The organism is Cryptobacterium curtum DSM 15641, from assembly GCF_000023845.1.
Classification (GTDB): domain Bacteria; phylum Actinomycetota; class Coriobacteriia; order Coriobacteriales; family Eggerthellaceae; genus Cryptobacterium; species Cryptobacterium curtum.
Window position 1 is genome coordinate 311,674 of record NC_013170.1, and the last position, 25,406, is coordinate 337,079.

Here is a 25,406-nt window from a genome sequence, read left to right on the forward strand (position 1 = left end):
ATGCAAATTACCGATGAACAATTTGACCTGCTGACGCATCAGCTCACCAATCTCAAAGACCGCTCGGCATTCTACGCCCGTAAGTTTGCCGATATCGATTTGTCTGATGTACGTACGCAGGCTGATTTCGAAAAATTGCCCTTTTCTGAAAAGGCCGATCTGCGTGAAGCATATCCGCTTGGCATTCAGGCCGTTCCCGACGAAGAAGTGGTGCGTATCCATAGCTCGTCGGGCACTACTGGCACGCCGGTTATCATTCCCTATACCGCGCAAGATGTGCAGGATTGGGCACAGATGTTTGCGCGGTGCTATCAAGTTGCGGGCGTAACACCCACCGATCGCGTACAGATTACACCTGGCTACGGCCTCTGGACAGCGGGCATTGGTTTTCAACTGGGGTGCGAGCGCTTGGGGGCCATGGCTATTCCCATGGGGCCGGGCAATACTGATAAGCAATTGCAGATGATGCAGGATTTGAAGTCGACCGTTATTACCGCAACGAGTTCGTATGCGTTGCTGTTGGCCGAAGAGGTAAATAAGCGAGGCTTGCGCGATAAGATTAGCCTGCGTCGTGGCGTGATTGGGTCGGAGCGCTGGGGCGAAAAGATGCGGCGTCGTATCGAAAACGAACTCGGCATCGAGATATTCGACATTTATGGCCTGACCGAAATCTATGGTCCTGGTATCGGTATTTCATGCGAAGCGCATGCGGGTATGCATGTGTTTAGCGATTACATCTACATGGAAGTAATTGACCCAAAAACCGGTCGGGTATTGCCCGATGGTGAAGTGGGTGAATTGGTACTAACGACGTTGCGCAAACAAGGGGCGCCGCTGATTCGCTATCGTACGCACGACCTAACACGCATTATTCCCGGTGTGTGCCCATGTGGTCGCGGCGAGCATCCGCGTATCGACACGCTCGTGGGGCGGACCGACGATATGATCAAAGTAAAGGGCTGCAACATGTTCCCAGCTCAGATCGAGGAATGCTTGCAATTTGTCGAAGGTGCTTCAAGCGAATACCAGGTCATGATCGAAAGCATTTCTGGTCATGATGTGCTGACGCTGCTGTTTGAGACAGGTCTTTCAGGCGCCGATCGCGAACATTGTGAACAGGAGCTTGCAATGGTATTTAAGGCGAAGATTGGCTGTACGCCTGATGCGAAGGGTGTGCCGCTAGGCGAGTTGCCGCGATCGGAAAAGAAGACTCGTCGCATTTTTGATAGTCGCTACTAGGTTCTTTACTGTGCTTTTGACACCGCTGAGGGCGCCTTTCCTTGCTTTATGAGGCTGGTGCTTTCAACTAACGTGACGTTGGATCGATTAGATAAGCTCCACTGGATATTGGAGAAGCTAGGAATAATTGTTTCAGCTTTTCAAGAAAACGTCCGTGTCTCCAAGTGTTCGCATGAATGTGTGATTGGGGGCTGAGGTTGAAACTTTAGGAACTATTAGTAGATCGTTGAGGCGGTGTTCTTATTCAAGGAGCAGGGGCTTTGATGATAGAATACCCGTGCGCCTCCGTAGCTCAGGGGATAGAGCACTGCTCTCCTAAAGCGGGTGTCGCGCGTTCGAATCGCGCCGGGGGCACCATGAAATAGCAGGTCAGACGGTTATTCTGTCTGGCCTGTTTTTGTTGCTTGGGGTGGGCGTGTAACAAAATGCAACAATTCATAATTTTCCACATAGTTATCCACAGTGGACGGTGTCTAGACCAGGGTTAGCAATTGTGTATGTTATGTGATGGTACCCCTATAATATAGACTTTATATGGGTACCCTGCTATGCTGTAATCACAGCAAGGGCATAGGGAACTTGCAGAGAGAAAGGGAAAGACAATGGAAAAGGCACTCGACATCAACGGCAACGAAATCGACTTTGAGGCTGCTGTAAATCTGATGGACGACGAGATCCGCGAGGAGCTGCACGAGAAGATGGCACCATGCAGCAACCAGGAATTTCTCGAGGCGTATGCTAAGGCTCACGCAGAGAAATTCGACGGTGAGGAATTCGCTCCATACTACGGCGAGGCTTGGTAATGCCAATCAAAGACCTCACAGGGATGAGATTCGGGCGGCTTGTTGTCAAGGAGGCGACAAGCCGCCGGACTAGTGACGGAAATGTGATATGGCGCTGTCAGTGCGATTGTGGGAATGTGACAGAGGTACCCGGTCACTCGCTGACTAGGGGAAACACAAGGTCATGCGGATGCGGCGAGGAGGAGAATCGTCGCGAATCAGGCAATAATAGAAATAAGGCAGTCGTTAAAGAGCACTCGCGAGCTGATAGTTTTCTCTCGCCGAAGCCTAGAGCTGATACCACATTAGGTATTCGCGGCATTTTAAGGCGGCCGTCTGGTAGGTATGCAGCTCGGATTACCTTTAAGGGGAAGACGACATGCCTCGGGACGTATGATTCCCTCGAGGAGGCTGCAAACGCGCGCCGTGAGGCAGAGATAGAGATATTCGACCCGTATCTAATCGCAAACGGCTTACCGCCAACGAGCGAAGAAGAATGGCAGAAAATACTCGCCAGGGCGCTCGAGAAGGAAAAGGACAATGCAGACACCAGCACAAAAGCGCGCCCGGGCAAAATACGAGCGCGAAAAAACAAAGCAGTACAAAATTAGGCTCTCGACCATCTCAGACGCTGATATGATCGCCTATCTTGACGGGCTCGATAACCGCCAGGGGCGGCTAAAAGAGCTCATCCGTGCCGATATGGCACACTCACAAAACCCCAGGTAGACGGCTCGCCCTAACGCGATCTAAGGGCATGTTTTGGGTATGAATGGGTACTTACTACCCCAGACAAGCCCCTAAAAATAGCCCAGGGCACAAAAATAAGGGGGCGGGCATAACGCCCGCCCCCTTTTGTGTGTTGTTTACAGCTGCAAAGCGCCGTTCTCGTCGGTTGAGAATGTCCCCTCAACCAAGCTGCCACCTGGCTCGAAGATGTACCACTTGCCATCAATACGCTTGATAGTATCGCGTGCCATTGCTCCTGATTCGTCAAAATACGCCCAAGAGCCTTCGGGCTTGTGCCACCCGATAACCATAGCGCCTAAAACGTGATTTCCTTCATCGTCAGGTGTGAGCCAGAAGGCTTCGCCGCCCTCTGTGTACCAACCTGTGTCCATGGCACCAAAAGTACCGTCGTGCTCGGTATGTAAGTGATACCAATACCCATCGATAAACTGCCACCCAGAAAGCAGGGCGCAATCATCACCGAAGCGATACCAGGTGCCGTCCTCAACATGCCAAGCGTTACAAAGCGCGTACCCGTCACTGTCAAAGTAATACCATTTGTCATCAATGATCTGCCACTCGTCTTTTTGGTAGCTATAGCCGCCATTGTCTTGGTACCACTTGTACCACCAGCCGCCATCGTCATGCTGCCACCCGTATTCGCTCACGGTGCCACCTCCGGTAATGTAATCGTGTAATTCTGACCATTCATTGCTTTTTGCACCTGCATAGTACTCTGGGCATTCTTTGCGGCCTGTGTGACAATCCCAGTGTCTCACCACATGATCAGCGTCGATACTATGGCGCTCCATGAGTAGAGCCACGAGCTCGCGTAGTTGATCGCGCTCGGCATCGCTAAATGACCCGCCAGCGTTACATACCTCAATGCTAATAGCCTGACGGTTGCTAATCAGTTGCGTATATCCAGGCCAAGTGCCCACAGCCCAGGCGGTATCGGTGTCATTGAGCAGCTGATAGCACTCATAGCCGTCAAGCACATAGTGATAGCTGCTCGAATGCTGGCTATTCTGTGCATAGGATGCTTCTGATCGTGCGGGCGCGCTATTTGATGTGTAGTGCACGGCTATGTATTCGCAGCGGTTTCCCCCTGGCGTGTAATTGCCGCTATGCGCTGTGTAATCGTGGTTAATGTCCATCTAGCCCCCTAATCGTCCGAGTGCCGCCCCGGCTAACAGCATCAGGACGGCACCCATCAGCGCAAGCTCTGCGCTATTCCTCGTGCCCATAGCTAAGCGCCCGCTCAGAGTCGCCCGCACCTGGGGTCGTGGGGTCAACCACAACACCTAAGATTGCCAGCAAGGCAAAGGCGGCGTTGACAATGCCCGTGAGCTGGCTACCCAACTCGGCGAAGTCCCACGTATAGCCAAAGGGTACGGCTATCGCCTGCACCAGTAGCAACACGGCGGGAATAAGCCCCAGCCAGAACGTCTTGCTCTTCATGCGAATTTCCCAATTAATCATTTCACAATCTCCTTAATAAGATGAATTTCTGTCGCCATCTGTCCCATCTCGCCGTCGATCTTTGCAAGGCGACCCTCGATGCGCTCAGATCGGCTTTTGTCATCGTCAATCTTGTCAACCATGCGCTTGACAAGCTGGTTACTCGTCTCGATCGCCGCCGTGGCGCGCTTTTGGCTCTCGAGCCACTGACCCTCGAGCTTCGCGCGATCCTCGCTCTCCTCACGCTTGCGTACCTCTCGCGCCTCCTCGCGCTCTGTGCGGCGTGTGTAGTAGTCCACCACCGCAGGTGAGATACGTATCCAGATAGCGAGTGCCGCAACGACGATTAGCCCGGCAGTAGCGAGCGCCGGGGAGTCACGTGCCACGGCGATGGCAATCTCGATAATGCTCTGCTCCATCACGACCACCTATATTGCCGGGTAACTCGTGCAGACATACCAGTAGCGACTGTTAGAAAAGCCCGAAAGAGTGACAACGCCATCAGTTTTGAATCTGGCGTAACCTGTCTGGTTATCAGATATGTACATAATCGGTGCCCGCCACTCTAATTTCGGTCGTGCCCAAGCTGGCAACGTAGTAAAGCTTGAAGGGTTGTCTAAGTCAGTCGAAGGCGTAAACCCGTCGAAGCAAGATGCGCGGAAATACACGGTGTCACCGATACGACATACTCGCGCGTCGATCGCTCCGTCACTCGTGACCCAGACCTCACTCCACTTTGTCTGCTCGGTAGCGGTGGCAAGCGCCTCAAGCGGCTTCGCCACAGTAAAGAGCTTCTCGAGCTTCGGGTTGATCCCATCAAGCGCGATGCGATAGAGGGGGAAGTCTGCGGTGGTGGCACCCTCGAGTATCGACCGCTTGTTGTACGTTGGGTCTGCCGGCGTCCCCTGCGTCTTAGCACCCTTGAGCACCATGAGGTTGATCGTCTCGATGCTCGTTTGGGTATTAAGCGTATAGCGTGCAGTCACCAGGTCATTACGCTTCCACCCTGTTTGACCGCTATCGACGGTGAGCGTATCGGTCTTACCCTGCGCGATGATCCCGTGACGGCCGCCCATGATCAGATCGCCGTCGGAGACCTGTACGTGATTAGCGTCCGACATGACCGCCTCGAGCCTCTTGCCTACATCCATGACGTAGTTGCCCGATCCAAATACCCCGGCATAGAGCGCACCGTCCATCGCCGCCGTTACGTGCTCACTCCCGCTGTAGCCATTTACAATTTTCATTTCTTACCTCCCTTCATAAAGGATTGAAACTCCTCGTCCTGCTGTTTGATAAGCCCTGTATAGTCCTGATAACACGCCTCACAGAGTAGGCGGCTCGTCTGCACACCCTCCGCGTCTATGCGGGTGATCGTGTGCCAGAAGTGCCCGCCGGAGCTTCCCGGCTTTATGTACTCCTTAGCCCCACATCTATCGCACTCATACAGGGTCACGCCCTCGGTCTTTGCCATATATTTACCTCCTTACCTCTATTCTGCATCGCCTGTCGCACGTTTTTCGCCGGTCTCGTATCGCACCTCTACCGTGCCGTCATAGCGCACCTTCACGATCTTCTTCGTGATCGTCGCGTGTGCCTCGATGCCGGTCGTCCGCTCGATAGCGTGGAAGGTATCGCCGACGGCGGCTATATCTCCGAGGTCATCGAGGCTCGATAGCTCCGCGCTCGATGCCTTATGGCGCTTCGCGAGCTCCTCTCGCCCCTTCTTCTCCAGCTCCTCCGCCTCGGCACTGCTGTAGTCGTATACCTCCGCAATCTCATCGACCCCGGTAAAGGTGGGGGAGGTCGATATACTCCCCGAGGCATCTGTGTAGAGGTGTATGACGGTACGGTCTGCCAGCTCGCCCTTGCCAAGGCATATGAGGTGATTAACGCTCCGATGCACGCTCACGATATGCACGGGGTGGGTATCGCTATCGATCTCAACGGTCTTAGCCTTTACAGCCTTTATGACTACCCGTCCGCCATCCCATGAGATGTACGGGCGCGCCCCTGCCTTGCTGAGTGCCTTAGTCATCCCATCCCATACGGTCGTGTAGCGGTCAAAGTCAAGACTGGGGATAGCTATTCCGCTCGACCCTGGTACCTCAAAGAGACTAGAGAGACCGCAGCGAGATACGAGCATGCGTATCATCGCGTGAGCCTCACCCTGCCAGTGGAGATGACCCGCGCCCGCGTCAGGCTCGATGATCCTCTCGACGAGTAGCCCGTGCCAGGTGCGCCCCATATAGGTAATCGTGTAGCCGTCATCCGCCGGCTCCGTCTCATCCACTATCCCGCCGTACTCGGTGCCGTATGCGCCGACCAGCGCCCCAGGATCGAGTCGTGTATCGGCGGGGCATACCAGCTCAAAGCGGTTCTCGTCGCCCCCAAAGGATAGATCGAGGGCGTAGCCGGAGAGGATGCCGCGAGGGACGTGCCGCGTGTCGGTATAGACTAGATCTAGCTCCATGCGGGCATACTCCTCTCCTCGTGCACGACGACGTCAAAGGCGAATGTCCCAGGCCATGTCACGTCGGACTTTCCCCGTGCTATAGGCTCAAAGGCATACGATCCCGACCCCTTAGCGCCATTTACAAGCGCGTCAAAGACATTCGCCTGCGTGCCGTCATGGCTGATCTTCACGGCCGTCTTGTGCCCGTGCCGTGTATCGATCTCTAGTCGCTCGCCCTCGGCGAGTGTCACACGCGCCCCGTAGCGATTGCCCCCGATGATCACGTAGGGATCGGCACACGCGCCGAAGATACGCAAGGTGAGTCCGCAGCTTGATATAGAGGGGTTGTCGAGCTGCTGTATCCGCCGATCCAGGGGGTAGGCATACGGCCAGCCGTGCGGATATTTGCACTTGAGGCTCGATGCCGTGTGCTCGTCACGAATCAAAAATGAGTACTCGGTACTGCGCTCCCAGACGGGGCGGGCGGCGTGCAGCGTGATCTCGTCATTGAGTATCCCGTCATCGATCCACCATAGCCCCTTCGATGACTTCGTCCTACGGCACCGAAGCGACCAGCCGCGGACGGTGAGCGTCCCGTCTACATTCTCGGCTGTGTCGGCCTCGAAGATATCGTCGAGGCGCTGCCGATCCTCAGCCGTTCCCCCTCGTAGCTTCGCGCTTATCGTATAGTCCCGTGCCTCACGGCGTGAGGATACCGTCCGCCCATTGAGATCGTCGCACGTCCACTCAACGTCGTTGACGTCGGTCTCGGAGTGACGGAGTGGCCAGTGACCGAACTCTACGCTCTCGCCGTAGTGGTTTGTGTACTTAATCATTGACGGCCTTTCTGCACAGTCGGGCGAACTCCGTCCGATCAACCTTCATCACGTACTCATCGGGGATGGCCTCGAGGATCGCGCGGAGTAGTGCCGTAGCCTCGGGGTCGCGTGCATCGACATTGACCTCCACCGGCTCGGTCTTCTCCTGCTGGCCGTTAGGCCAGAGCACCGAGGAGGTGGCCATAGCGGGAGGGGCTGACCAGTCAACCGTACGGAGGGCGGGGGAGTCCACGAGCCGCTTAGCGACCTTCTGCGCTATGTCCGTCGAGAGCGTCCCCGTCATCTCCTGGGCTAGTGTCTGCGCGAAGGGGCGCGTGTAGCGGCGGTTTGTGAGCGGCACGACCTTATTACCGAGTACCGCCTCCGCACCGTCCTCGCCGACGAGCCCCGCATTAGTCATGACGGGGCGCACAGCGATACCGTTTAGCCCGCCGTCAGCGTGCTTGTATACTTTTAATGGATAGCCGAACATCCCGCCTGAGGCGTAGCCCGTCGTATTCAGGTGTATTGCCTGAGAAGCAATACTTGCAATACGGCTTGATAGCCCAGATAGGGCGCTCATAGCCGCCTCGGTTGCGACGCTGATTGTAACTGTCTTGTCGTACGGGATACTCCGCACAGCACTATTTACCGAGTCCGCATTACCCTCCGCCGTCGCCGCCGTGCCGTTATCGGTGATGACGAAGTCTTTATCGGCGATCGTATTAGCGTCGAGGTGGTCAACGTTAGTATTCTCGATCGAGATAGTCCCGTCGTCATTGACGGTAAAGTGCTTGCCGTCGATTGTCTGCGCGTCCAAGTCCCAGACGCGCCCCGCCTCATCGGCTATTGTGCCGTCATCCGTGACATGCAGGTGCTTAGGGTTGATATGTAGCTCATTCGTCAGGTCTACCGCGTCCCTGATCTTCGACATATCCCCCTGAGCCTCTTGGTACAGCCGTGCGAAATTCTCAGAGCCGAGCGAGGCGAACTCCTCCGCAGAGATGCCCGAGGCATCGAGGGCAGAGGACAGATCGTCGGCAGATACGCCGAGACGCTCAGCGAGAGAGGAGAAAGCCTCGCCGCTGTCCTCGGCTTTGTTTAGTGCCTCGGCGAAGCTCTTTGACCTCTTGGCTGCCTCGTCCGCCTTCTGCATGTATTCGGTGGTGTGTTCGGTAAGAGTGGCGATTGACTCGTCGGCGCTATCTAACTGCTTTTCAAGTCCGGCAATTGAATCTTTGAAAGCTTGATCTTGCGAGTCATGTTGTGCATTTTGCTTCTGCTCACGTCCTACGCCTGGGCGCTGTGATTTTTGCCACTTGGCATATGCTTCTTTCTCCTTATTGAGCTTTTCGGCAAGATCCATCCGCAGCTTCATTGCTTCAGTTAGTTTTTCCTGGCCTGCCTGCGCCCAGGCATTAGCGACCCATGCGTCAGTATTCTCCTTGACCTTCCCCGTTGACTCGCTGATCTTGCCAGACTGCTCGTCTATGACCTTGATATTATCGCCCGTCAGCTTGTTGTACTGCTCAACAGCACCCTTCAGCTCAGCGACCTTCTCGGCGCTCCCACCGCAGTTCCCTGCCAGCTCGGAGATCTTATCGGCGTACTGCTGTACTACGCCCGCATTCTGTCCAACCTCGGTAAAGCTATCCTTCATGGACTGGGTAAACTTCGCGCCATCCTCGGCAGCACTACGCGCCGAGTTGACGACCTCGTCAATCTTCCCGCGCATCCCGTCGAGGGACGTGGAGGCGCCGCTTGCGCTGTCGCCCTGATCCTGGATCGACTTACCGAAGAGGGATAGCGCCTCACGCGCGCCGCTCGTCGAGGCGGTCATATTGTCGCAGTGGGTCTTCCACTCTTTGAATTTGTCGTAGAGCGTACCGAGCGCAACGACGATCGCGACACCAAGAACACCCTCAAGCGCACCCATGGCAACATTGGCGATCTTCACGCCCTCCGTCATCGTCTTAAATGCACTCGTAATATTGCCGATGCTCCCGACGAGCCGCCCCGCGCCATTAGTGATAGGTCCTATCGCCGCGGCGACGAGTGCCATCTGGATGACAGCCTGCTGCTGCTCCTTGGACATGCCAGCGAATGCCTCAGCACCGCGCGAGAGCATATCTATAAGCGGCTCGGCGGCATCGAGTACACCCGTGAGGGCATCGGCGAAGGAGCCACCGAGGGAGATACCTACGTCGTTGAGCTTATTCTTAAATACTTCGATCTTTGATTCTGTCGTCTCATAGCGCCGCGATGCCTCATTGGTCAGCGCGGTATTCTCCTCCCACGCCTGGCTCGCGGTCTGTACGCTCGCAGCCATGAGGTCAGCCGCGCCGCTCATACGCTTCATCGTATCGCTCTGCCGCAGGCTCGTGATGCCGAGGTCATCGAGTACGACGTTGAGGTTGTCGCCCGAGTCGCCCATTTGCCTGAATACGGTCGTTAGCGTGCCGAGTGCGTCGCTGCTCCACGCCGCCTTGAATTCCTCGGAGGACATGCCCGCGACCCGCGCCCAATCCTCTAGGTGCTTGCCGTTAGTCGCGACCTCCTTGTCGATATTCGACATGATCGTCGATATAGCGGTACCGCCTGCCTCCGCCTCGATGCCGACCGAGGAGAGGGACGCGGCGACGGCGAGAATCTGGTCATCGGTGAGGCCGATCTGATGGCCTGCACCGGCGATCCGCATGCCCATATTCATGATTGCGGATTCTGTGGTAGCCGAGTTATTGCCCAGGGCGACGAGCGTAGCGCCGAGCCTGTCTACATTGTCGTAGCTCTGCCCGGTGATATTCATAAACTGCGCGAGCTGCGTAGATGCCTGCTCAACGCCGAGGTCGGTACTAACGTCGAGATCGCTTACTACGTCGGCAAACTTGACGAGGTTCTCCTGCGCGACCCCGAGCTGCCCGCCAAGCTCCATAATCAGGTTAACGTCATTAACGTTGACCGGCTTAGACTTGGCCATATCCCGCGCGGCCTGGGAGAGCGCCTGGAACTGCTCCTCTGTCGCGTCTACCGTCTTGCGTACACCTGCGAAGGACGACTCGAATTTGACTGCGGCACTCGTTGAGAGACCGCCGACAGCGGCGAGGGGAGCGGTCACGCCGACGGTGAGGGCGGTACCGACACCACGGAGGGACGAGGAGAGCGCCTGTGCCGCCTTATCGCCCTCAAGGATGCCCTTCCATGAGAGACCTTTCAGCTCGCTTTTTGTCCTCGCTACGCCGCTGGTTACCTGATTCGCATCATAGAGTACCCGTACTCGTACCTCGCCCACATCGGCCATATCTAGCTCCTAGCCAGCGCCGAGAAGGCTCTATCAGCCTCGGCGCTCATTCGCGCGTAATCATCTGCGTTCTCCCTTTCTTTAAGTGCCCAGTGCGCACGCATACGCCTAAACTCACGGCGCTCTCGCTCGCCCTCCGGCTCCGGTGCGCTCCGGTAGTACAGCGCCTGTCCGAGGGGCGTATCACGAGAGACGAGACCGACGAGCGCGCATATATCCATGTACGAGGCGCGCTGTGATGCCTCTGCGACCGTCATGCCGTACTCGCTGAGCAGCGCAGCACGGACGAGGCTCGCGTCCTCATTCCAGTCGAAAACCCGTGCTCCGGCGCACTCTGCCGTATGCTCACCGGCGAGATCGATCCCGTATAGCTCCCAGACAAGCCGCAGTATGTCGCCGTCGGCTAGATACTCGAGGCTCGCGAGGTCGGGGAGCATCAGGCTGAGTACCCGCTCGATGCGCTCCGCGGGGGTGCTATCGTCCTCGAGGGCGCTCATCACATCGAGGGAAGTCGTGAGGTCATCCCGTACGGCGATCTCATGGCCGCCGACAGTGACGAGCGCACAGTGGCGCCCGTCTACGACCGTCTCACGCCTGTTGAGCTGCATTGTCGGTCAGCTCCGCGAATGCCTCGGCTTGTACGTGCGGCATCACTGCATCGAGTACATTCTGCTGGCACCAGACGACGAGCGGCGAGATGAGGTGATTTACCTCTGCGTCGGGGATATGTGCCCCGCCCTTGAGCCACTTGTAGATCGCTAGGCGCTGCGTCTGTCCGAGACACGCGTCGAGCACGTCACGATATACCTTCGCGATTCGTTTAGCGTCCTTGTCCGACACCTCGCCCTTAGCGATTTTGGCCTTAAGCTCGGCAAACTGCTTCTGCATCGCTGCGATCTTCTGCGCTGCCTCATTGATGCTCGCGGCATCCATAGACATGCGCGCTACCGGTGCGTCCGGTGCGTCCGATAGTCTGATCTCCTCGACGGCTCGATGTATGCTCAGCGTCTCCATACGCTTCTCCTTCTACTGGTCGGGGGCGGTCGCCCGCCCCCTTGTTGCTTACGCTGCTGTTACGGTGATTTCGACGGTCTTGCCTACGCTCGGCAGCACTGCCGACTTGACCGTGAGATTGGTCTTGCCAGCCTTGACACCCGTTACGGTGCCGTCGATGGCGACTTTTGCGACGGTGTCGTCCTCTACCGCGTAAAGCAGTGCGTCAGAGGCTGTCGCTGGTGTGACTGTCGCCGTAGCCTTGACCTTCTGCCCGATCTTGACCGTCACGACAGATGCGGTGATGCTCTCGGGGAAGGAGTGCTTATTGCCGGGCTCGATGACCGGCAGACCATTAAAGCGAGCCTCGAAGGAGAAATCGCCCTTAGAGTTCGGATCGCCGCCGCCCTCGGAGATATTAGCGAGGGTCACGTCACCCGTGGTCACCGTGCCATCAGGCGCAATGCGTTTGAAGTTGGTGTGACGCTTAGCGCCGTACTTAACCGCCAGGCTAGCGATATAGTCCTGGGCGGGGTCGCCGAATTTGCGGTGACCGGAGAAGCTACCGACGATCTGACCGCCGGTGACCTCCGTAGAGGCTTGACCCTCGCCGTCGTAGTAGTCGTCATCACTCGACTTCTCGTTGCCGTCCCATTTGACGGAGTTGATACCTGCGCCGACGCGCGCCCAGGTAGGTGTCTTCTCCTCCGGCGTGGTGTCGATCATGTATAGGTTTGTGTAGTTGAGCGCGAATGCAATATCCATCTCTAGCGCCTTTCCCGTGCGATCTGCACGTTAATCTTGACTTCCCATGTGTCGTATTTGCTGTCATCCATCCTCTGCGGCCAGGTGTATATCTCGGTCTCCTCCCAGGTGTAGCGCCCGGAGGGAGAGGGGAGGGGGATACCATCGAGCAGCGAGACGATACGCTCTACAGCCTCGCGGGCTTTATTGCGCCCGAAGTAGCGGGCGATGATCTGTACCTTCGCCCCGAGGTGCTGCGTGCCGTCGAAGTCGGTGCTGGTGACCGTCGCGGGGAGTGCCTGGACAACGACCCCCTCATTGCCGGTAAAGGCATCGAGCGCCGTTATATGCGCCTCGATACCCGCCGCCTTGATAGCCGCTAGGACGGCCTCATCTGCATCTATAAGCCTCATCGTCTGATCTGCCTCGCTATGCTCTCTGCTACCGTCCCGTTCCAATCGTTCATGTGGTGGGACTTGGCCTCCTCGAACCACTTCCCACCGGTACCCGCAGTCGTCCAGTGCGTCCCGTCGGGCATGTCGTACACCGGTGCGGCGTAGTTCATCGGATAGACGATCTCGTCCTTAGATACCTTGACCGTCCCACGGAGCGCCCCCGTGTCCTTGGGGACGTACGGCTCCATGTCCTTAGCTACCCGCTCGGCAAGTTCCTCCTGGATGCCGTCCTTGCACGCATCGAGTAGCTTGTCGAAGCCTGCGAGATTGTGCGTAATGTCAAGGCTCATCCGATATGCACCTCCCAGTGGTGTAGTTGCCCGTATAGCCCGTGCAGCTCCTCCACCTTGATAGCAGCGCGCCAGCGCCCGCCGTCGAGCCTCACGAGGCTCCCCTCGGGGATAGCGAAAGCCCCGAGGCTATTAGCCGCATCGATAAAGAGGATTCCCTCGGCTCCATCAGCTACCGAGACACCGTGACCGAGTGAGAGGGCGCCCTGAAAGCGCACGCCCTCGATGCGGCGCGGCTCTGTCTCGTATCCGCCGCCCTCGGTCATCACTCGTACCTCTGCGGTCTCGCTCAGTAGCTCTGCGGGAATGGGGGCAATCATGCGATACCCCCGTACGACATTCCCGTACCGGCGAGGGCGCGCATAACCGCATCGATAGCGCGGTTATTCATCTCCTGCCCTGTCCGCTCATTCATCCGGAAAGACCCGAGAGTAAAGCCACCCTCGCCGTGTGATAGCTCACCGAGCGCCGCCATGAAGGCATGCTCTAGAGCCTCCTCGTCGGTCGTCGGATTGATCCCTACGACATAGCGGACGAGGTCGGCAGCGGACAGCTTGAGAGCATCGTATGACGCCTCGGGGAGCTGCCCGCCGAGAGACTGATAGCGGCTGTAGCTAGGCGCCTTCACTATGCCTTCTTGCTTGTGTACACGCCCGCAGCCTTGTTAGCCGGGACGATAGAGCCGTATACCCAGCGGTTCTGCGCGAGCCAGCCGTCGCCATTGGTATGGCTACCGGGGGCGAAGAGGTAGAGAGCCGCGCGCTTGGTGATGTACTGCATCGTGCGGTTGCCGCCGCTGATCGCGGTAAAGTCGGCACCGAGGATGCTGTCGGCAACCTCGTATACGTTAAAGCCGTTGTAGCTTCCCACGGTATCCGTGATGCTCGTCTCGTTCGACCACTGGCGGTTTGTCGCATCCTCGAGCAGCCCGAGGGCGGCAGAGGTCATATAGAGGTCTCCACCGTGCAGACCAGCCTGCGTGAACTGCGTACGTGCCTTACGGATTTCCGCCTTGATGTTGGCTGCTGTCAGGGCAGTGGTGCCCTTAGTAGCCGCCTTAGCCTTGGCGACCGCGAAGAAGTCCTTGTCGATCTCTGGCGCGAGAATGGTGCGCTGATACTCCGAGATAGCCTTCGTGATCGGCACAGCAGCCTCGTTGATGGCGTCAACAGCGTCGATGTAGAAGACCTTCTCGTCATCGTGGGCGAGTGTATAGACCTTACGATCTACCTTGATATCGCCCTCGGCGCTCTTGAAGCGGTTATAGGCGACCGGTGCGGGGGATGCCCCGAAGCTGAGATCAGGTACGGACACCTGCTTAGCCGTCAGAAATTCCGCGCCAGGTACGGAGTACTTGCTCGCATAGGTCGAGGCGACAAGCACCTCATCGAGTGCGTTAGAGTACGCAACCGGAAAACTTGTAAATGTAGTAGGCATTTGTTCCTCCTAATCTTTGATAGGCGGGAGACCTGCGGCCTCACGCGCCCTAGCGATGCTCGCGGCATCGCCGCCCTGCCCGCTCGGGGGTAGTCCCGTCGAGCCTTTCTTGGTGAACAGATATGGCTTTTGCTCCATGAGCTTGTCTACGTCGCCGTTCTCGTCGAGTAGACCGAGAGCAACGTCTACATCCACACAGCCCGCCTTTGTCAATCGGTTAGAGTTGACGCGATCAGCCTCCGCCTTCTTCGCTTGAGCTTCCGCTTCCTCACGTGTCTTTTTGAGGTCGGCTTGTAGCTTGGTGATGATCTCGTCATTGCCCTTGTACTCGGCCATCTGCTTCTCAAGGTCGGCAATCTGCTGCCGTGCCTCGTCGCGCTGTGCCTTGTACTTCTCTGCGGCCTTCGCTGCATCAGGCTTCCCGCCCTCGTCGCCCGTCGGTTCCGTCTGTGGCTCCGTCTTGGGTTCGGTCTCGGGTTCGGTGTTCTCCTGCGGTTCGGTCTTGTTCTCGTCGTCCATACCTGTTCCTCCTTGGTGTTTGGTCGGCGGTTCTCTCCGCCCGTCATGGTGCTGTCTCGGCGCAGCTGCCTCTATCGCGGGTATAGGCTCCCGCCTGCCGCCCTATATTCTGCGCCCCGTGTCGCACAAAAAAGGGGGATGCCCGTCTGAGCATCCCCCCGGTGTCTGTATGTCGTCTCTCTACGCTCTCGCGTGCATGTACTCGCCTATAGTCGCGATAGCCTCATCGGCTCCCCAGCAGACCGTCGCAGCGTATCCCTGCTCCTGGAGTAGCGATAGCCAGCGCATCTGTGATTCCGTAGGCTTATTACGTCCCGCCTTCATCTCGATATATAGCCCGTGGTATACGCCACGCGCTACAGGGATACAGAGATCGGGGACACCCGCGACCATCCCTAGCGCCTTGAGGTGCGATGCCGTCTTAGGGTTACGCTTTGCCTCATTGGGGATGTGATAGAAAGGTATGTCCCTCATCTTGAGATAGGCCACAACAGCCTTTTGTTCATCTGCCTCGCTCATATACACCGCCTCTAAAGAGAGAGCGGCGGGGCGCAAAGAAGCGCAGAAAGAAGCGCCCCGCCTCACGGGTAAAAGAGAGAAAACCCCGTGTGGCTATATCATCGCGCACGTGTCGCACAAAACGAGGGCATGAAAAAGCCCCGATAGTGAGTGCGGGGCTCTACAGAAGCGCCTTTGTGGCCTCTATCAGTATGGGGAGGCTCTCCGTAAAGGCTGAGCCGAGAAGATGAGCAGCCTCTCGCATCTTTGAGCTGTCGCGGAGATACTGCGCGCCTCTCTGCGTGATGCCGAAGTCTGTACCGGCAGTAACCTCACTAGTGCCGTCGTAGTACGTCTCGACGCTAACGCCGACTATCAGTCCATCGGCAACCATCGAGCGAGCTACCATCGCCCAGTACACACTGCCAGCCTTTGAAATCTCGCGGGCTTTGGCGATACTCGGGACTACATCAGCCTTAGCGCACGCCATGATATAGGCGAGCACCTTGTAGACAATCACGTCGAAGTCGTCGGAGGACATGGCTTAACTACCACATTTCGTCGGGAGACTGGCGGTGAAGTTCTTCTAATTCCTTCAACCCCTGATCGTAGTACTCTATATATTCCGGCGTGCCATGACTATGTATATATTCGTCAAGGTCTACAGTGAGCCCATCTTCAGCCCATTCCTTGCATAGTTTGACCTCTTCATCGTAGAACGGTCGTTCGCTATAGAGATCTAGTGCCATTGTTCCGCGAACCTCCTTGCAACTGCCTTGGTAAATTCGGAAGACCTGCCTGTCTCGTTCCGCTCTATTGCGTGAGCTATGACCTCCCAGTGCTTATTTTTGTATTCATTTGCAAGCATTGGATTATTGCCAAAAATACGAGTCAACTCGTTAATGTATCCCCGCGAGTTAGATCGCCAACCCATGTCTTTCAGTGCCGCCGCAAGTACCTTCTTGCTATGGATATTATACGCCCTTATACCTGATGTTGAAGCGAATTCGCGCATCTTAGAGCTTTTGTATGCATCTGCCGCATGAATAGCCTCATGCAGGCTGACTGCGTATGCGTCGTCCGCGTTTTCCGCTATATGGATCGTACCAGGTGTAGTTGTATACGCGCCAATCTTCTCGTGGTTCTTCGCCATAGCCTTGATATATGTTACGTCTATCTCCCCGTACAGCTCCGCGGCTCTCGCTATGCCCGCTGTAGACGCTCGCTGCGTATCGAGGGGGAGCGCCTGGAAACTCTCGCGTGCCTCGATACCGAAGTTACTAGAGAGATACCGCGCCACATCCTCGGGCTTAGAGAGCGCCGATACTGCCGGATTAGTCCACTCATACGGCTTGCGCTTCGCCGCCCGTGCTGCCTGCGTGATAGCTGCCTGCCTGCGTACCTCCGCTGCCGCCGTGGCGTTGAGATGTACGACCCCCTCGGTACCCTGCGCCCGTCGTATAGCCTCACCGGTACGCTCGCGCCATATCTCGCGCCGTAGTATCTGCGGGTGATCCGCTATGAGCTGATTGAGCGCCGCCGTCTGTCTCCTCAGGCGTGCGCCGACGATGCTCGTATCAAGACCGTTAGCACGCATTACCTCACGCTGCCGCTTGGATGCTCTGATACCGCGCTCTAGGGTGCGCTGCCGCCCGACGATCTCCGCCGCCTCATGCCGCGTGTACCCCGTGTCCTTTAGCGGATCATCGCGCTTGATGCCAGGGTGCCAGATACGGAAGCTGTGGTTACAGTTGTACCCGCCGAGACCCTCCGTCCAGTTAGGGTTTGTCCCGTACACGTACATAGTCCGCTCGTAGAAGTTGGGATACTTACCTGAGCCGTTCAGCTGGTAGATCCGCCCCTCCCAGGGTGCGTGAGTGTCGCGGCACGTGATCGTACACGATACCGCTACGAGATTAGCCCCCGAGATACCCGCAGCGGATAGGGTCGACTCGTATGTCTCACGCTTTATGTCGGTCAGCAGTCGCTGCCGTACGTACGCGTCCGCGCTCATGCGGACTGTCCGCGGGATGCCATCGACGACTCGGGTGTAGGTAAAGGCAGTAACACCACGCGCGGAGAGGTCGGCGACGGCTGATGCTACCGCCCGCTCATAGCCCGCCGCCCCCGAGGAGGCACGGGCGACGGCGAGACCAGTAGCGCGGCGCATCATGTCATTAGATGCACTCCGTGCCATCTCACGCGCGAGAGGCTCGGCGCGGAATGCCTCTGCGGCCTGCTCCGCCCTCATACGCGCCTCGGCGACGTGATACTGACGGACGCTCTCGCTCATACGAGCCGCCTCCGCGTCCTCTACCGCTGAGTACCGCAGAGCCTGCGAGTAGGTACGCGCCGCCGCCTTCCGGAGCCTCGGGGCATGCTTAGCCGCTGCCGTCATCATCTGCCGCGTGATACGATCGCGCGCCGCATGATACCCCGCGAGGGTCGAGGCAGCGAGTAGTCCCGCCGCCTCGATCGTGAGAAGCTCGCGCTGGTAGTCCTCTAACTCGCTATCCATGCCGCCCGCGGCGGTCTCTATCTCCTCCGGCTCTAGCATAGACTACCCCAGCGACATAGATGGCTCGATGCCCTGCTCTGGTACGCGCTCCCGTGCGGTCGTCTCATCCTCCCCGTACCACTTGACGCGGTACTCCCAGGGGGACATGACACCCGCGGTGACCTCCGCCATGTCCTGCTGCTTTAGTGCTTGCGTATCCTGAATGATAGAGTCATCAAAGATGACGCGGAGGTCGCCCTCAGCGGGCAGAGAGATGTTGAGCACACTGCGAGCGCAGTGGAGCACGGCACGGCTGATCTGTGCGAGGGATGCCCCGAGTGCATTCTCATGTGTCGCGATACTCCGCATGAGCTGGCTATTGTCGCTCGATACCTCCGTAGCGGTACGGATGCCGCCCGTCTGGTCAATGTCGAAATAGTGCAAGCCGAAGCCGCAGGCATCGCCCATCGACTGCAAGGCCGCGCGGTACGCCTGTAGCTGCTCGGCGGTACGCATAGACGGCGCGCTCACCTCAATAGAGTCCTTGACGCTCGAATTCGCCCCCGTAGCGACATTACGAAAGACCACATTGTCACGCCCGAAGGGGATGGCGACGACCTGCTCACCGTCACGCTGGTAGTCGATGAGGAGATCACTGATAAATACGCGCATCTTAGATAGGTCAACCTCATTCATTACCGCGTCATAGCACAGGTCTACCGATTGCAGCGTGTCGATCGCATCCGCGTACACGCTCTCGCCGTAGGGCGATAGCTCGACGCACGTGTTGTCCGTCCCTGGCGTGACGATGGCAAAGGTCGGGGTAGGGCAGCCCGTCGGGAGATCCTCGGCGACTCCCTCGATCTCGATCTCATGACCTGTCCGTGCGTCCCAGAGGTGTGAGACGATGTGGTATCCGTCATCACGCCGCAGGTGCATCTGTACCTGATCGACCATCTTCCCGCCGACACTCGCCTGGGAGGCGAAGGCGCACTCGCTCACTCCGTCGTCATCCCATGAGAGCGGGAGCACCGCGCTACCGCTATAGCGGCGTACCTGCATCGCACCCCGCTCGGTATCGAGCCAGAGAGCCCAGGCACCAGTACCGAGGGCGAATGCCTGCTGTACGAGGCGCTGGGCGCGGGCGAAGAAGCCTATGCGACCGTAGTACGCCGCGAGCCAGTCGGTGCATGTCTGCTCGCCGCAGTCTACTGTTGTCTTCTCGTCCAGCATGAGCGTAGCCCACTCCTTAGCCACGCGCTTAGCGGGTCTGATACTCCGTCGGTGGACTCGTCGGTATACCCCGCCCGAGCGGTCGTTATAGTCCCAGAAATCCCCCTGGGCGTGGAGTAGCTCCCACCACGCCTGGATATACGTATCCATATCGGAGGCGGGGAAGGGGTACCCCTGCGCCTTGATAAAGTCCTGCACGTGTGCAGGTACCGTGTATCGCTCCATATCTATGCTCCTCTCACGCACTCGCGCATCATCGCGTAGCGCACTGCGTCGATACTGTGGTCATTACCGTCGTTGTAGTCATCGAGCCATCTCCCCGCGCGATCCTTGGCGTACTCACACAGGGTGAACTCCTCCCAGGCTCTCGGGCATCGCTCGGGGTCGATAGCGATCTCCCGTAGTCCCTCAAGCCACTGGTAGCTCACGCGTCTCATCCCGCCCTTGTCTGCCGCCCGGGCATTCAGTCCGCACTGCCGGCGGTATATATCGATACTCGACGGCTCGGCACTATCGCACCAGACCGCGTCGCGGTGGTACGTCGGCTCCTTGTGCCGCGCATCCCGATACGTCAGCGCCTCGCGTACCATCGCCCCCGTATCCTGCGGCGTGGTACGGTTAGCCGATAGCTCGCGGAAGAGCACCAGGCGACGCCGTGCGGGCTGCCACTCGCACATGACGAAGCGCCAGGGATCGGGGAACCAGCCCCAGTCCACGCCGCAGCGGAGGTTATCGAAGCTCTCTACCTCCTTGTCGCTTAGGCTCACCTGTACGACATTCTCAAAGACGCTGCCGCCCGTCCCCGTGATCTCGCCGAGGAACTCCCAGCGGTAGCCCGTCGGGTGCTCCTCTTTCTCGTAGTCGGCATCCTCTATAAATTTCTCGCCGAGCCAGTCACTATGACCGCCGTCGATCACGTCGAGATAGGTGCTGTGGTCTACCACACACCCCCGCTTGCGCTGCATCTCCAGAGCCTTCTTGTTTACCCACGACCACAGAGACCGCGGAGGGTTATAGCTGTAGAACGTCCAAAACCTCGACCCGCCACGGCGATACGTGCGGAGCGTCGATGAGATGTCATCCCAGCCGTTGAACTCGTCGAGCTCCTCAAACCACTGGACGGCACAGTAGCCGACAGGGAACACCGCGCCCTTCCGCTTCTTCGGGTCGTCTAGCCCGCGGAATATGATCTTCTGCCCTGTCCGCAGGTAGACGATCTCCAGCGGGGACTTGGATGTGTAGAAGCAGCCATCAAGCCCGAGGGCGCCTATCGCCCAGAGGAACTGCCCGTAGACTGTATCCCGTAGCGTATTAGCCTGGCGGCGGAAGACAACGGCATTAACCCAGGGGAAGGTAGCTACTAGAAGGACGATTACAAGGCTGATAAAGCTCGACTTGGTAGAGCCGCGCCCTCCCTCGAGCCAGTACTCGTGATGACCGCACTCGGCGAAGACGTCGGCGAGGATGCTGTGAAAGTGGGAGATGATGAGGCGCGCAGCGTTAATCATCGATCGCCTTAGGCTTGACCCCCAGGATGATAGTCGGGGCGCTCTCCGTCGGCTTCGCGTTGGGATTATCGCTATACCCCGCACGATTCTTGAGCATGAAGATCAGCATAGCGGTATCAGGCTTAAGCCTCCGCTTACGCATCTCCACCCGCTCACTACCCTCCGCATCGCGTACCTTGACGATAGTTTGCTCCTCGACTGTCCCTGTAGCGAGCTTAAAGGCAGTATTCTCGATCGCCACGATGCTCTCGGCGCGTCCGGTTTTAATAGCCTCAGCTATTTCAGCGTGCTTAATCTTCCACTCGTATAGTGTTCCGAGGGCGATCCCCAGGTTGTGAGCGATCTCCTTATCAAGGCATCCCTTAGCGGACCAGTTCTCTATCTGTGCTAGCCCCTCGGGGGTAATCCAGCGGTGGTACTTTCCCGTCTTAGTCTTCGGCATGAGCGCCCCCTAACTTCTCAATGATGGCGCGCTCTCTTTCTGATAGCTCCCAGTAAGTGACTTCCTTGACAGCTGCTCGTTTGGCGGCTGCTTCGCTGGCTATTGCTTGTTTGGCGGCTGCTTGCTTGGACACAAGAAACCCGCCTCCGAAAATAGCCTTGCCCTCTTCCTTTTGTGCATCTAGCGCAGTGACCTTTACGCACTCGTCTTTTGCGATAGATAACTCTATGCCGTACTTACTCAAGCGGGCTGCTTGTGCGGCAGCTACAACCTCGTTAGGGTATTCGTAGCTGGCTAGCTCTTTGCTTTCTTCTTTGATATTCGCCTTGTTGGCTGTCTCTATCGCCTCATAGAGGGTTGGTACGGTTCTTATTCGTGCTTCGTCTAAGTTGGTAATGAATGAGGTGTTAACATTAGCCTTGTTCTCGTAGACGACTTGCGCCCCGCACGGTAAATAACACAGCTCTGGTTGGGTTGGGCTAAATAGCGTCAACGTTGGAGCAAACAAAAAGAACCGCATCCCGTTTTTGCAATAGAACTTAAGAATCTCCGCCAGAATGCTGAACGGTGGATTATCTACCACGCAACAGCCTTCTGGGTAGCTGTAGCTCTCATAATCGCCGCCAGGGTAGAAAGGGCGCACCATGGAGGCGCGGTCAATGTTATATTCGCTTGTCACCCATTTCGCTACAGCCTCGTAAACGTTGTCAGGGGTGTAGCAGTCATCTGTAGTCTTCTTGTTCTCGAATTTCTCTACGAATGCATCATGCTCGGCACTGTCGCCTTTTTGATCATCCCACTTCTTACGGTTTTCAAACCAGCTTTCGCCATCATCAAACCCGAAGCTGCCCCAGTCGAAGTCGAGGCTATCTAGATCGCTCTCGAGGACGCTCATATCGAAGCTGCTATTGAGGGTGAGCTGATTGTGTACGTGTGTATATGCCCGCCTCTGCTCGTCTGATAGGTGGTCGAGGTATATCACGGGGCAGGTGTCTATCCCTAGCCGCTGGAGGGCGAGGACGCGTCCGTGTCCCTCTACGATCTCCATATCCCCCTGGGGGTTATGCCATACCGCTATAGGGTCGCAGTTACCGAACTCACGCATAGAGTCGGCTATCTGCCCGACCTGTAGCTGCGAGTGCAGCTTTGCATTATGCGCATACGGTACGAGGTCGGACACGGCGGCGGTATGTATCTCTAGATCAGGCTGTGGCCTCATAGTCCTCCCTTCGCCTGTCTATACAATTATCCGCCCCGTGTCGCACATAATTCGACCTCGTGCCTGGCTCTCGCGTGTCGCCTACGGATAGCCTATCTGTAGACTACGCATCGCCTACAGGTAGGCTACTCGTCGTCTATCCGTCGAATATTTACCATTGAGGGTGTAAGTTTCATTGATAAGACAAACGCAGATGGATGCGGCCTATCTGTATCCGTCGCCTGCTCTGCTGTCTGCTCTGTCGTGTCTTCTTCCCACTTGCCACGACGCGCGATTTTTGCGTACACCATTTGCTTTGCAGCATCTGTATAACCCTCTGGCAGCATGCGCAAAAGAGTCTCGCATGTGACGATTACGTCCATGCACTCAATAGCTACCTGTTCAGTGTTGTCACAGGCTTTATTGACTTCGCCTACTTCCTTAATGATTTTCCCTATTTGGCTTGTGATATCGATATCGCCGTTGTCGTAAGGCGGGAAGTTGTAGTTGTACGTCTTTATCTCACCCATTGTTTAACCTCTTTTCCGCAGTTCGAACAGTAGCGTGGAAGCCAATCCATTCCCTTTGGTACGATCGCCCCGCAAGAGGCGCACTTAAACACCTCAAAATTACGTTTATACGGAAGATGTATAAGACTTATCAGCAAATCGCTCTTTGTCATTCAAATCCAGCTCCATAACAATAGTCGTATGTGCATTCCCAATATTCTTCGTCGCGCTGCATTACAGCCCCATATTTCGGGGTACCGCCGTTGAGGTCGCCCCAGAACCTAAACCTCCAACCGTACAGAATGAACTCGTGGTCGTACTCGTCTGGCGCATAGCGCGTACCGTCGTACTCCTCAAAATCATCCAATCCGAGCATGCGCGATAGTTTGTCGAAGTCAAACTCCTCTGGTTTGTCAGCTCCCTTTTCCCAGTGATAGATTGTTGGCCATCCTTGCTTGTAGCAAGCGACTCGTGTATCGCCGTCACCCATCACGCCGTGCTGCGAATGACGGTACCAAGGAACTTTGCCGCCTCCATTCTTGATGATGTTCGCGTAGACCCTCACGCCACTCGGAAAAACCGCCTCGTCGGTGTCGTACACGCCGACGTCCTCCTTGTCACGGCGGCGTTTGGCGTTGAGATGGACGAATGCGCCATAATCGCTATACGCCATCGCTACTCACCACCCGCGCACCGCAGTGGGGGCAATACCGCACATAGTCGGGGCTTACATGCTTGCATCCGCATTCACTGCATTCAAAGTGCGGCGCTGGCCAAAAACCTTCTTTCGGTGGTTTGCTTACGTCCGCACACGTCGGGTCTATCAGGTCGGAGAGCGTACTAAGCACGGTGCGCCATGATCCGTCTTCGACTGATAGAGCACGCTTGAGTGTCGGCAATAATCCGTCCGATCCTAGACAGTCCCTGGATATGTATTTCAATTTTTTGGCTATTATTTCTCGCGTTTCCATTTGTCTCTTTCCTTTCACCAGTTTCCGTGCTTTGCCGCATCGTCTCCGAGCGAGATTTCGTACTCTATTGCTGCCCATCTCGGCTTACCCTCACACCCAAAAGTGCAGCCGTCATCTGGTTCAACCGTGCCGCTTCGCTCCATGCAGTAAAGCTCATTCGTGCCGTGGAATCCGACGTGTTGTCGCCATGCAGCATTTGAGCATTCCGCGCATCTGATTACTTTTTTATCCTTTTTCATCAGGCTTTACTTTTCGCGGAAAAGGCGCGATGCCTTGATCATGTAGTAGTCATTTAGCAGGGCGTATGTGTATAACAATGACGCTCTCTCGGGTTTGCTAAATTGCCATCGTGCACCGTCTATCGGTACGTCAAAACCTCCACCGAATCCGTGGCGTGCTTCCAGGTGCCACAGAAGCCACGCGAGAATACGCTCTCGTAGTTTTAATGTCGGAATCATACGTCCACCTCCGCGCCACAGGCGGCATAGCCCGCTATATCTACCCAGTTGTCACGGTGACCTGGGTCATCGGGGTGAGCGTGGTTATTCCGCGCGACCTTGAGCAGGATCATCATATTTGCCACGTCGCGGCGCTCTAGGTCAACGCCCAGGTACACGCCCCACATGCGAGCAATGTCCCAGAAATTGTCCTCAACGAAGCCGTATTTAATCTCGCGATCGCAGCAGACAACCTTCCTCGCATCATCGAGGAGACGGCTGCGCTCTGTCTCCTCTGTCATCGCATAACTAGCCTTCTTCGGGAGAGCCTTAAGCAGCTCTTCAACAAACGGCGTCTGCTCTGTCTTATCGTCCTCGCTCATATTCCAGTCCCTTCATCCCAACTACGATCTTCTTCAGCTCGACCGCCGTATCGTCAATCCATACCAGCGCGTCATCGAGCGTCGTCGCCGGGTTTTGTAGCGTCTCGGCAAGCTCCTGAGCCGCATCGATAGCGTCGTAGATAAAGTCGTCCATCTCGCTCACTTTCTGCCCCCTATCACCCTGGGAGTCTCTGCCCAGGCCATCGGTCTATAGTCGTCTCGGTAGTCTCGCCAGCACTCCCGATCCTTGGCGGGTGTCATCGTGTAGAGCCATACCCAGCCGCGTGTCTCATCCCATGCGATATGCAGCTTGCCCGCATGGACTAGCCCGTGGCAGCCAGTAGTCCCGCTCCCGCATAGACGAGCCTTCGGGATACGCCGCTCCATCTCGTCGGATACCCCTCCCGCGCCCTTCTGGACGATGTGGTGGCGATTAGTCGCCGGTCGCCCGCATATCGCGCAGTGGATACCGTCGTCCGCGTCTGGCTTATCGAGTAGTCCGTCGCTGTA

32 protein-coding genes, 1 tRNA gene and 1 pseudogene are annotated in these 25,406 nt (G+C 57.0%); 4 read left to right on the plus strand and 30 right to left on the minus strand.

What is annotated here, in order from left to right; genetic code table 11:
* The 4 genes from CCUR_RS01250 to CCUR_RS07455 all read left to right on the plus strand — a co-directional run bounded on the left by CCUR_RS01250 (position 1) and on the right by CCUR_RS07455 (position 2,750).
* Positions 1-1,239, plus strand: a complete 1,239-nt coding sequence (locus tag CCUR_RS01250) for a phenylacetate--CoA ligase family protein (protein ID WP_012802671.1) — start codon at positions 1-3, stop codon at positions 1,237-1,239.
* A gap of 281 nt (positions 1,240-1,520) precedes the next feature.
* A tRNA-Arg gene (locus CCUR_RS01255) sits at positions 1,521-1,596 on the plus strand.
* A gap of 245 nt (positions 1,597-1,841) precedes the next feature.
* Positions 1,842-2,042 (plus strand): hypothetical protein, encoded by a 201-nt coding sequence (locus CCUR_RS01260; RefSeq protein ID WP_012802672.1) that lies wholly within the window; start codon positions 1,842-1,844, stop codon positions 2,040-2,042.
* 519 nt (positions 2,043-2,561) lie between these two features.
* Positions 2,562-2,750, plus strand: a complete 189-nt coding sequence (locus tag CCUR_RS07455) for a hypothetical protein (RefSeq protein WP_012802673.1) — start codon at positions 2,562-2,564, stop codon at positions 2,748-2,750.
* A 137-nt stretch (positions 2,751-2,887) separates the two neighbouring features.
* On the opposite strand, the gene CCUR_RS01270 is transcribed toward CCUR_RS07455, so the two are convergent.
* From CCUR_RS01270 to CCUR_RS07520, 30 genes and pseudogenes are all read right to left on the minus strand, one after another.
* Positions 2,888-3,907: a peptidoglycan recognition protein family protein gene (locus CCUR_RS01270; RefSeq protein ID WP_012802674.1), complete on the minus strand. Its 1,020-nt coding sequence runs from the start codon at positions 3,905-3,907 to the stop codon at positions 2,888-2,890.
* A gap of 73 nt (positions 3,908-3,980) precedes the next feature.
* On the minus strand, positions 3,981-4,232 hold the full coding sequence (locus tag CCUR_RS01275) for a phage holin (RefSeq protein WP_012802675.1): 252 nt from the start codon (positions 4,230-4,232) through the stop codon (positions 3,981-3,983).
* Entirely contained in the window at positions 4,229-4,630 is a 402-nt protein-coding gene (locus tag CCUR_RS01280; RefSeq protein WP_012802676.1) for a hypothetical protein, read from the minus strand. Before CCUR_RS01280 ends, CCUR_RS01275 begins: the two co-directional genes overlap by 4 nt.
* 9 nt (positions 4,631-4,639) lie before the next feature.
* A complete protein-coding gene (locus CCUR_RS01285) occupies positions 4,640-5,458 on the minus strand; it encodes a hypothetical protein (protein WP_012802677.1) in 819 nt (272 codons plus the stop codon).
* Entirely contained in the window at positions 5,455-5,685 is a 231-nt protein-coding gene (locus tag CCUR_RS01290) for a hypothetical protein (RefSeq protein WP_012802678.1), read from the minus strand. The genes CCUR_RS01285 and CCUR_RS01290 overlap by 4 nt, the downstream gene beginning before the upstream one ends.
* An 18-nt stretch (positions 5,686-5,703) precedes the next feature.
* Positions 5,704-6,684, minus strand: coding sequence for a hypothetical protein (locus tag CCUR_RS01295; RefSeq protein ID WP_012802679.1), 981 nt, complete (start codon positions 6,682-6,684; stop codon positions 5,704-5,706).
* Entirely contained in the window at positions 6,675-7,502 is an 828-nt protein-coding gene (locus CCUR_RS01300) for a hypothetical protein (RefSeq protein WP_012802680.1), read from the minus strand. Before CCUR_RS01300 ends, CCUR_RS01295 begins: the two co-directional genes overlap by 10 nt.
* Entirely contained in the window at positions 7,495-10,782 is a 3,288-nt protein-coding gene (locus tag CCUR_RS07145; protein WP_012802681.1) for a phage tail tape measure protein, read from the minus strand. Before CCUR_RS07145 ends, CCUR_RS01300 begins: the two co-directional genes overlap by 8 nt.
* A 2-nt stretch (positions 10,783-10,784) precedes the next feature.
* Positions 10,785-11,390 carry a Gp15 family bacteriophage protein gene (locus CCUR_RS01310; protein ID WP_012802682.1) on the minus strand — a complete coding sequence of 202 codons (606 nt, stop codon included), beginning with the start codon at positions 11,388-11,390 and terminating at the stop codon, positions 10,785-10,787.
* On the minus strand, positions 11,371-11,796 hold the full coding sequence (locus CCUR_RS01315) for a hypothetical protein (RefSeq protein WP_012802683.1): 426 nt from the start codon (positions 11,794-11,796) through the stop codon (positions 11,371-11,373). Before CCUR_RS01315 ends, CCUR_RS01310 begins: the two co-directional genes overlap by 20 nt.
* A gap of 48 nt (positions 11,797-11,844) precedes the next feature.
* Positions 11,845-12,540 (minus strand): phage tail tube protein, encoded by a 696-nt coding sequence (locus CCUR_RS07150; protein WP_012802684.1) that lies wholly within the window; start codon positions 12,538-12,540, stop codon positions 11,845-11,847.
* Between the two features lie 2 nt (positions 12,541-12,542).
* Entirely contained in the window at positions 12,543-12,932 is a 390-nt protein-coding gene (locus tag CCUR_RS01325) for a minor capsid protein (protein ID WP_012802685.1), read from the minus strand.
* Positions 12,929-13,264 carry a minor capsid protein gene (locus CCUR_RS01330; RefSeq protein ID WP_012802686.1) on the minus strand — a complete coding sequence of 112 codons (336 nt, stop codon included), beginning with the start codon at positions 13,262-13,264 and terminating at the stop codon, positions 12,929-12,931. The genes CCUR_RS01325 and CCUR_RS01330 overlap by 4 nt, the downstream gene beginning before the upstream one ends.
* Complete coding sequence (locus CCUR_RS01335; RefSeq protein ID WP_012802687.1) at positions 13,261-13,584, minus strand: hypothetical protein; 324 nt, start codon at positions 13,582-13,584, stop codon at positions 13,261-13,263. The genes CCUR_RS01330 and CCUR_RS01335 overlap by 4 nt, the downstream gene beginning before the upstream one ends.
* Positions 13,581-13,892 (minus strand): hypothetical protein, encoded by a 312-nt coding sequence (locus tag CCUR_RS01340; RefSeq protein ID WP_012802688.1) that lies wholly within the window; start codon positions 13,890-13,892, stop codon positions 13,581-13,583. Before CCUR_RS01340 ends, CCUR_RS01335 begins: the two co-directional genes overlap by 4 nt.
* Entirely contained in the window at positions 13,892-14,701 is an 810-nt protein-coding gene (locus tag CCUR_RS01345) for a hypothetical protein (RefSeq protein WP_012802689.1), read from the minus strand. The genes CCUR_RS01340 and CCUR_RS01345 overlap by 1 nt, the downstream gene beginning before the upstream one ends.
* A 9-nt stretch (positions 14,702-14,710) precedes the next feature.
* Complete coding sequence (locus tag CCUR_RS01350; RefSeq protein ID WP_012802690.1) at positions 14,711-15,220, minus strand: phage scaffolding protein; 510 nt, start codon at positions 15,218-15,220, stop codon at positions 14,711-14,713.
* 180 nt (positions 15,221-15,400) lie between these two features.
* The gene (locus tag CCUR_RS01355; protein ID WP_012802691.1) at positions 15,401-15,739 is read right to left on the minus strand and encodes a VRR-NUC domain-containing protein; all 339 of its coding nucleotides are present in this window, start codon (positions 15,737-15,739) and stop codon (positions 15,401-15,403) included.
* A 160-nt stretch (positions 15,740-15,899) separates the two neighbouring features.
* Complete coding sequence (locus tag CCUR_RS01360) at positions 15,900-16,259, minus strand: YjcQ family protein (protein WP_012802692.1); 360 nt, start codon at positions 16,257-16,259, stop codon at positions 15,900-15,902.
* Between the two features lie 7 nt (positions 16,260-16,266).
* On the minus strand, positions 16,267-16,467 hold the full coding sequence (locus CCUR_RS01365) for a hypothetical protein (protein WP_012802693.1): 201 nt from the start codon (positions 16,465-16,467) through the stop codon (positions 16,267-16,269).
* Positions 16,458-18,275, minus strand: a complete 1,818-nt coding sequence (locus CCUR_RS01370) for a phage minor capsid protein (RefSeq protein WP_012802694.1) — start codon at positions 18,273-18,275, stop codon at positions 16,458-16,460. Before CCUR_RS01370 ends, CCUR_RS01365 begins: the two co-directional genes overlap by 10 nt.
* 3 nt (positions 18,276-18,278) lie before the next feature.
* The gene (locus CCUR_RS01375; protein WP_012802695.1) at positions 18,279-19,673 is read right to left on the minus strand and encodes a phage portal protein; all 1,395 of its coding nucleotides are present in this window, start codon (positions 19,671-19,673) and stop codon (positions 18,279-18,281) included.
* A 2-nt stretch (positions 19,674-19,675) separates the two neighbouring features.
* Positions 19,676-20,956: a PBSX family phage terminase large subunit gene (locus tag CCUR_RS01380; RefSeq protein ID WP_012802696.1), complete on the minus strand. Its 1,281-nt coding sequence runs from the start codon at positions 20,954-20,956 to the stop codon at positions 19,676-19,678.
* Complete coding sequence (locus tag CCUR_RS01385) at positions 20,949-21,398, minus strand: hypothetical protein (protein ID WP_012802697.1); 450 nt, start codon at positions 21,396-21,398, stop codon at positions 20,949-20,951. The genes CCUR_RS01380 and CCUR_RS01385 overlap by 8 nt, the downstream gene beginning before the upstream one ends.
* On the minus strand, positions 21,385-22,293 hold the full coding sequence (locus CCUR_RS07155) for a hypothetical protein (protein WP_245526102.1): 909 nt from the start codon (positions 22,291-22,293) through the stop codon (positions 21,385-21,387). Before CCUR_RS07155 ends, CCUR_RS01385 begins: the two co-directional genes overlap by 14 nt.
* A gap of 51 nt (positions 22,294-22,344) precedes the next feature.
* Positions 22,345-22,617: pseudogene (locus CCUR_RS07700) on the minus strand (ParB/Srx family N-terminal domain-containing protein); the annotation flags it as partial.
* Between the two features lie 125 nt (positions 22,618-22,742).
* Positions 22,743-23,126, minus strand: coding sequence for a hypothetical protein (locus CCUR_RS01400; RefSeq protein WP_012802699.1), 384 nt, complete (start codon positions 23,124-23,126; stop codon positions 22,743-22,745).
* 148 nt (positions 23,127-23,274) lie between these two features.
* Positions 23,275-23,778, minus strand: a complete 504-nt coding sequence (locus tag CCUR_RS01405) for a hypothetical protein (RefSeq protein ID WP_143711794.1) — start codon at positions 23,776-23,778, stop codon at positions 23,275-23,277.
* Positions 23,779-24,530: 752 nt separating this feature from the next.
* Positions 24,531-24,896: a DUF6378 domain-containing protein gene (locus CCUR_RS01420; RefSeq protein WP_012802703.1), complete on the minus strand. Its 366-nt coding sequence runs from the start codon at positions 24,894-24,896 to the stop codon at positions 24,531-24,533.
* Complete coding sequence (locus CCUR_RS07520) at positions 24,880-25,050, minus strand: hypothetical protein (RefSeq protein WP_169302060.1); 171 nt, start codon at positions 25,048-25,050, stop codon at positions 24,880-24,882. The genes CCUR_RS01420 and CCUR_RS07520 overlap by 17 nt, the downstream gene beginning before the upstream one ends.
* Positions 25,051-25,406: the final 356 nt, after the last annotated feature.

Bases quoted from the DNA above. Each gene is read 5' to 3' on its own strand.
- CCUR_RS01355 (WP_012802691.1), bottom strand. From the start codon at position 15,739: ATGAGCGAGGCAGATGAACAAAAGGCTGTTGTGGCCTATCTCAAGATG.
- CCUR_RS01350 (WP_012802690.1), bottom strand. From the start codon at position 15,220: ATGGACGACGAGAACAAGACCGAACCGCAGGAGAACACCGAACCCGAG.
- CCUR_RS01310 (WP_012802682.1), bottom strand. From the start codon at position 11,390: ATGCAGCTCAACAGGCGTGAGACGGTCGTAGACGGGCGCCACTGTGCG.
- CCUR_RS01315 (WP_012802683.1), bottom strand. From the start codon at position 11,796: ATGGAGACGCTGAGCATACATCGAGCCGTCGAGGAGATCAGACTATCG.
- CCUR_RS01400 (WP_012802699.1), bottom strand. From the start codon at position 23,126: ATGGGTGAGATAAAGACGTACAACTACAACTTCCCGCCTTACGACAAC.
- CCUR_RS01280 (WP_012802676.1), bottom strand. From the start codon at position 4,630: ATGGAGCAGAGCATTATCGAGATTGCCATCGCCGTGGCACGTGACTCC.
- CCUR_RS01345 (WP_012802689.1), bottom strand. From the start codon at position 14,701: ATGCCTACTACATTTACAAGTTTTCCGGTTGCGTACTCTAACGCACTC.
- CCUR_RS01330 (WP_012802686.1), bottom strand. From the start codon at position 13,264: ATGAGCCTTGACATTACGCACAATCTCGCAGGCTTCGACAAGCTACTC.
- CCUR_RS01405 (WP_143711794.1), bottom strand. From the start codon at position 23,778: ATGGCGTATAGCGATTATGGCGCATTCGTCCATCTCAACGCCAAACGC.
- CCUR_RS07520 (WP_169302060.1), bottom strand. From the start codon at position 25,050: ATGGACGACTTTATCTACGACGCTATCGATGCGGCTCAGGAGCTTGCC.
- CCUR_RS07150 (WP_012802684.1), bottom strand. From the start codon at position 12,540: ATGGATATTGCATTCGCGCTCAACTACACAAACCTATACATGATCGAC.
- CCUR_RS01375 (WP_012802695.1), bottom strand. From the start codon at position 19,673: ATGGAGCGATACACGGTACCTGCACACGTGCAGGACTTTATCAAGGCG.
- CCUR_RS01300 (WP_012802680.1), bottom strand. From the start codon at position 7,502: ATGATTAAGTACACAAACCACTACGGCGAGAGCGTAGAGTTCGGTCAC.
- CCUR_RS07155 (WP_245526102.1), bottom strand. From the start codon at position 22,293: ATGAGCGTCCTCGAGAGCGATCTAGATAGCCTCGACTTCGACTGGGGC.
- CCUR_RS01370 (WP_012802694.1), bottom strand. From the start codon at position 18,275: ATGCTAGAGCCGGAGGAGATAGAGACCGCCGCGGGCGGCATGGATAGC.
- CCUR_RS01260 (WP_012802672.1), top strand. From the start codon at position 1,842: ATGGAAAAGGCACTCGACATCAACGGCAACGAAATCGACTTTGAGGCT.
- CCUR_RS01385 (WP_012802697.1), bottom strand. From the start codon at position 21,398: ATGCCGAAGACTAAGACGGGAAAGTACCACCGCTGGATTACCCCCGAG.
- CCUR_RS01365 (WP_012802693.1), bottom strand. From the start codon at position 16,467: ATGGCACTAGATCTCTATAGCGAACGACCGTTCTACGATGAAGAGGTC.
- CCUR_RS01275 (WP_012802675.1), bottom strand. From the start codon at position 4,232: ATGATTAATTGGGAAATTCGCATGAAGAGCAAGACGTTCTGGCTGGGG.
- CCUR_RS01285 (WP_012802677.1), bottom strand. From the start codon at position 5,458: ATGAAAATTGTAAATGGCTACAGCGGGAGTGAGCACGTAACGGCGGCG.
- CCUR_RS01325 (WP_012802685.1), bottom strand. From the start codon at position 12,932: ATGAGGCTTATAGATGCAGATGAGGCCGTCCTAGCGGCTATCAAGGCG.
- CCUR_RS01335 (WP_012802687.1), bottom strand. From the start codon at position 13,584: ATGATTGCCCCCATTCCCGCAGAGCTACTGAGCGAGACCGCAGAGGTA.
- CCUR_RS01420 (WP_012802703.1), bottom strand. From the start codon at position 24,896: ATGAGCGAGGACGATAAGACAGAGCAGACGCCGTTTGTTGAAGAGCTG.
- CCUR_RS01295 (WP_012802679.1), bottom strand. From the start codon at position 6,684: ATGGAGCTAGATCTAGTCTATACCGACACGCGGCACGTCCCTCGCGGC.
- CCUR_RS01380 (WP_012802696.1), bottom strand. From the start codon at position 20,956: ATGATTAACGCTGCGCGCCTCATCATCTCCCACTTTCACAGCATCCTC.
- CCUR_RS07145 (WP_012802681.1), bottom strand. From the start codon at position 10,782: ATGGCCGATGTGGGCGAGGTACGAGTACGGGTACTCTATGATGCGAAT.
- CCUR_RS01250 (WP_012802671.1), top strand. From the start codon at position 1: ATGCAAATTACCGATGAACAATTTGACCTGCTGACGCATCAGCTCACC.
- CCUR_RS01360 (WP_012802692.1), bottom strand. From the start codon at position 16,259: ATGTCCTCCGACGACTTCGACGTGATTGTCTACAAGGTGCTCGCCTAT.
- CCUR_RS01270 (WP_012802674.1), bottom strand. From the start codon at position 3,907: ATGGACATTAACCACGATTACACAGCGCATAGCGGCAATTACACGCCA.
- CCUR_RS01290 (WP_012802678.1), bottom strand. From the start codon at position 5,685: ATGGCAAAGACCGAGGGCGTGACCCTGTATGAGTGCGATAGATGTGGG.
- CCUR_RS07455 (WP_012802673.1), top strand. From the start codon at position 2,562: ATGCAGACACCAGCACAAAAGCGCGCCCGGGCAAAATACGAGCGCGAA.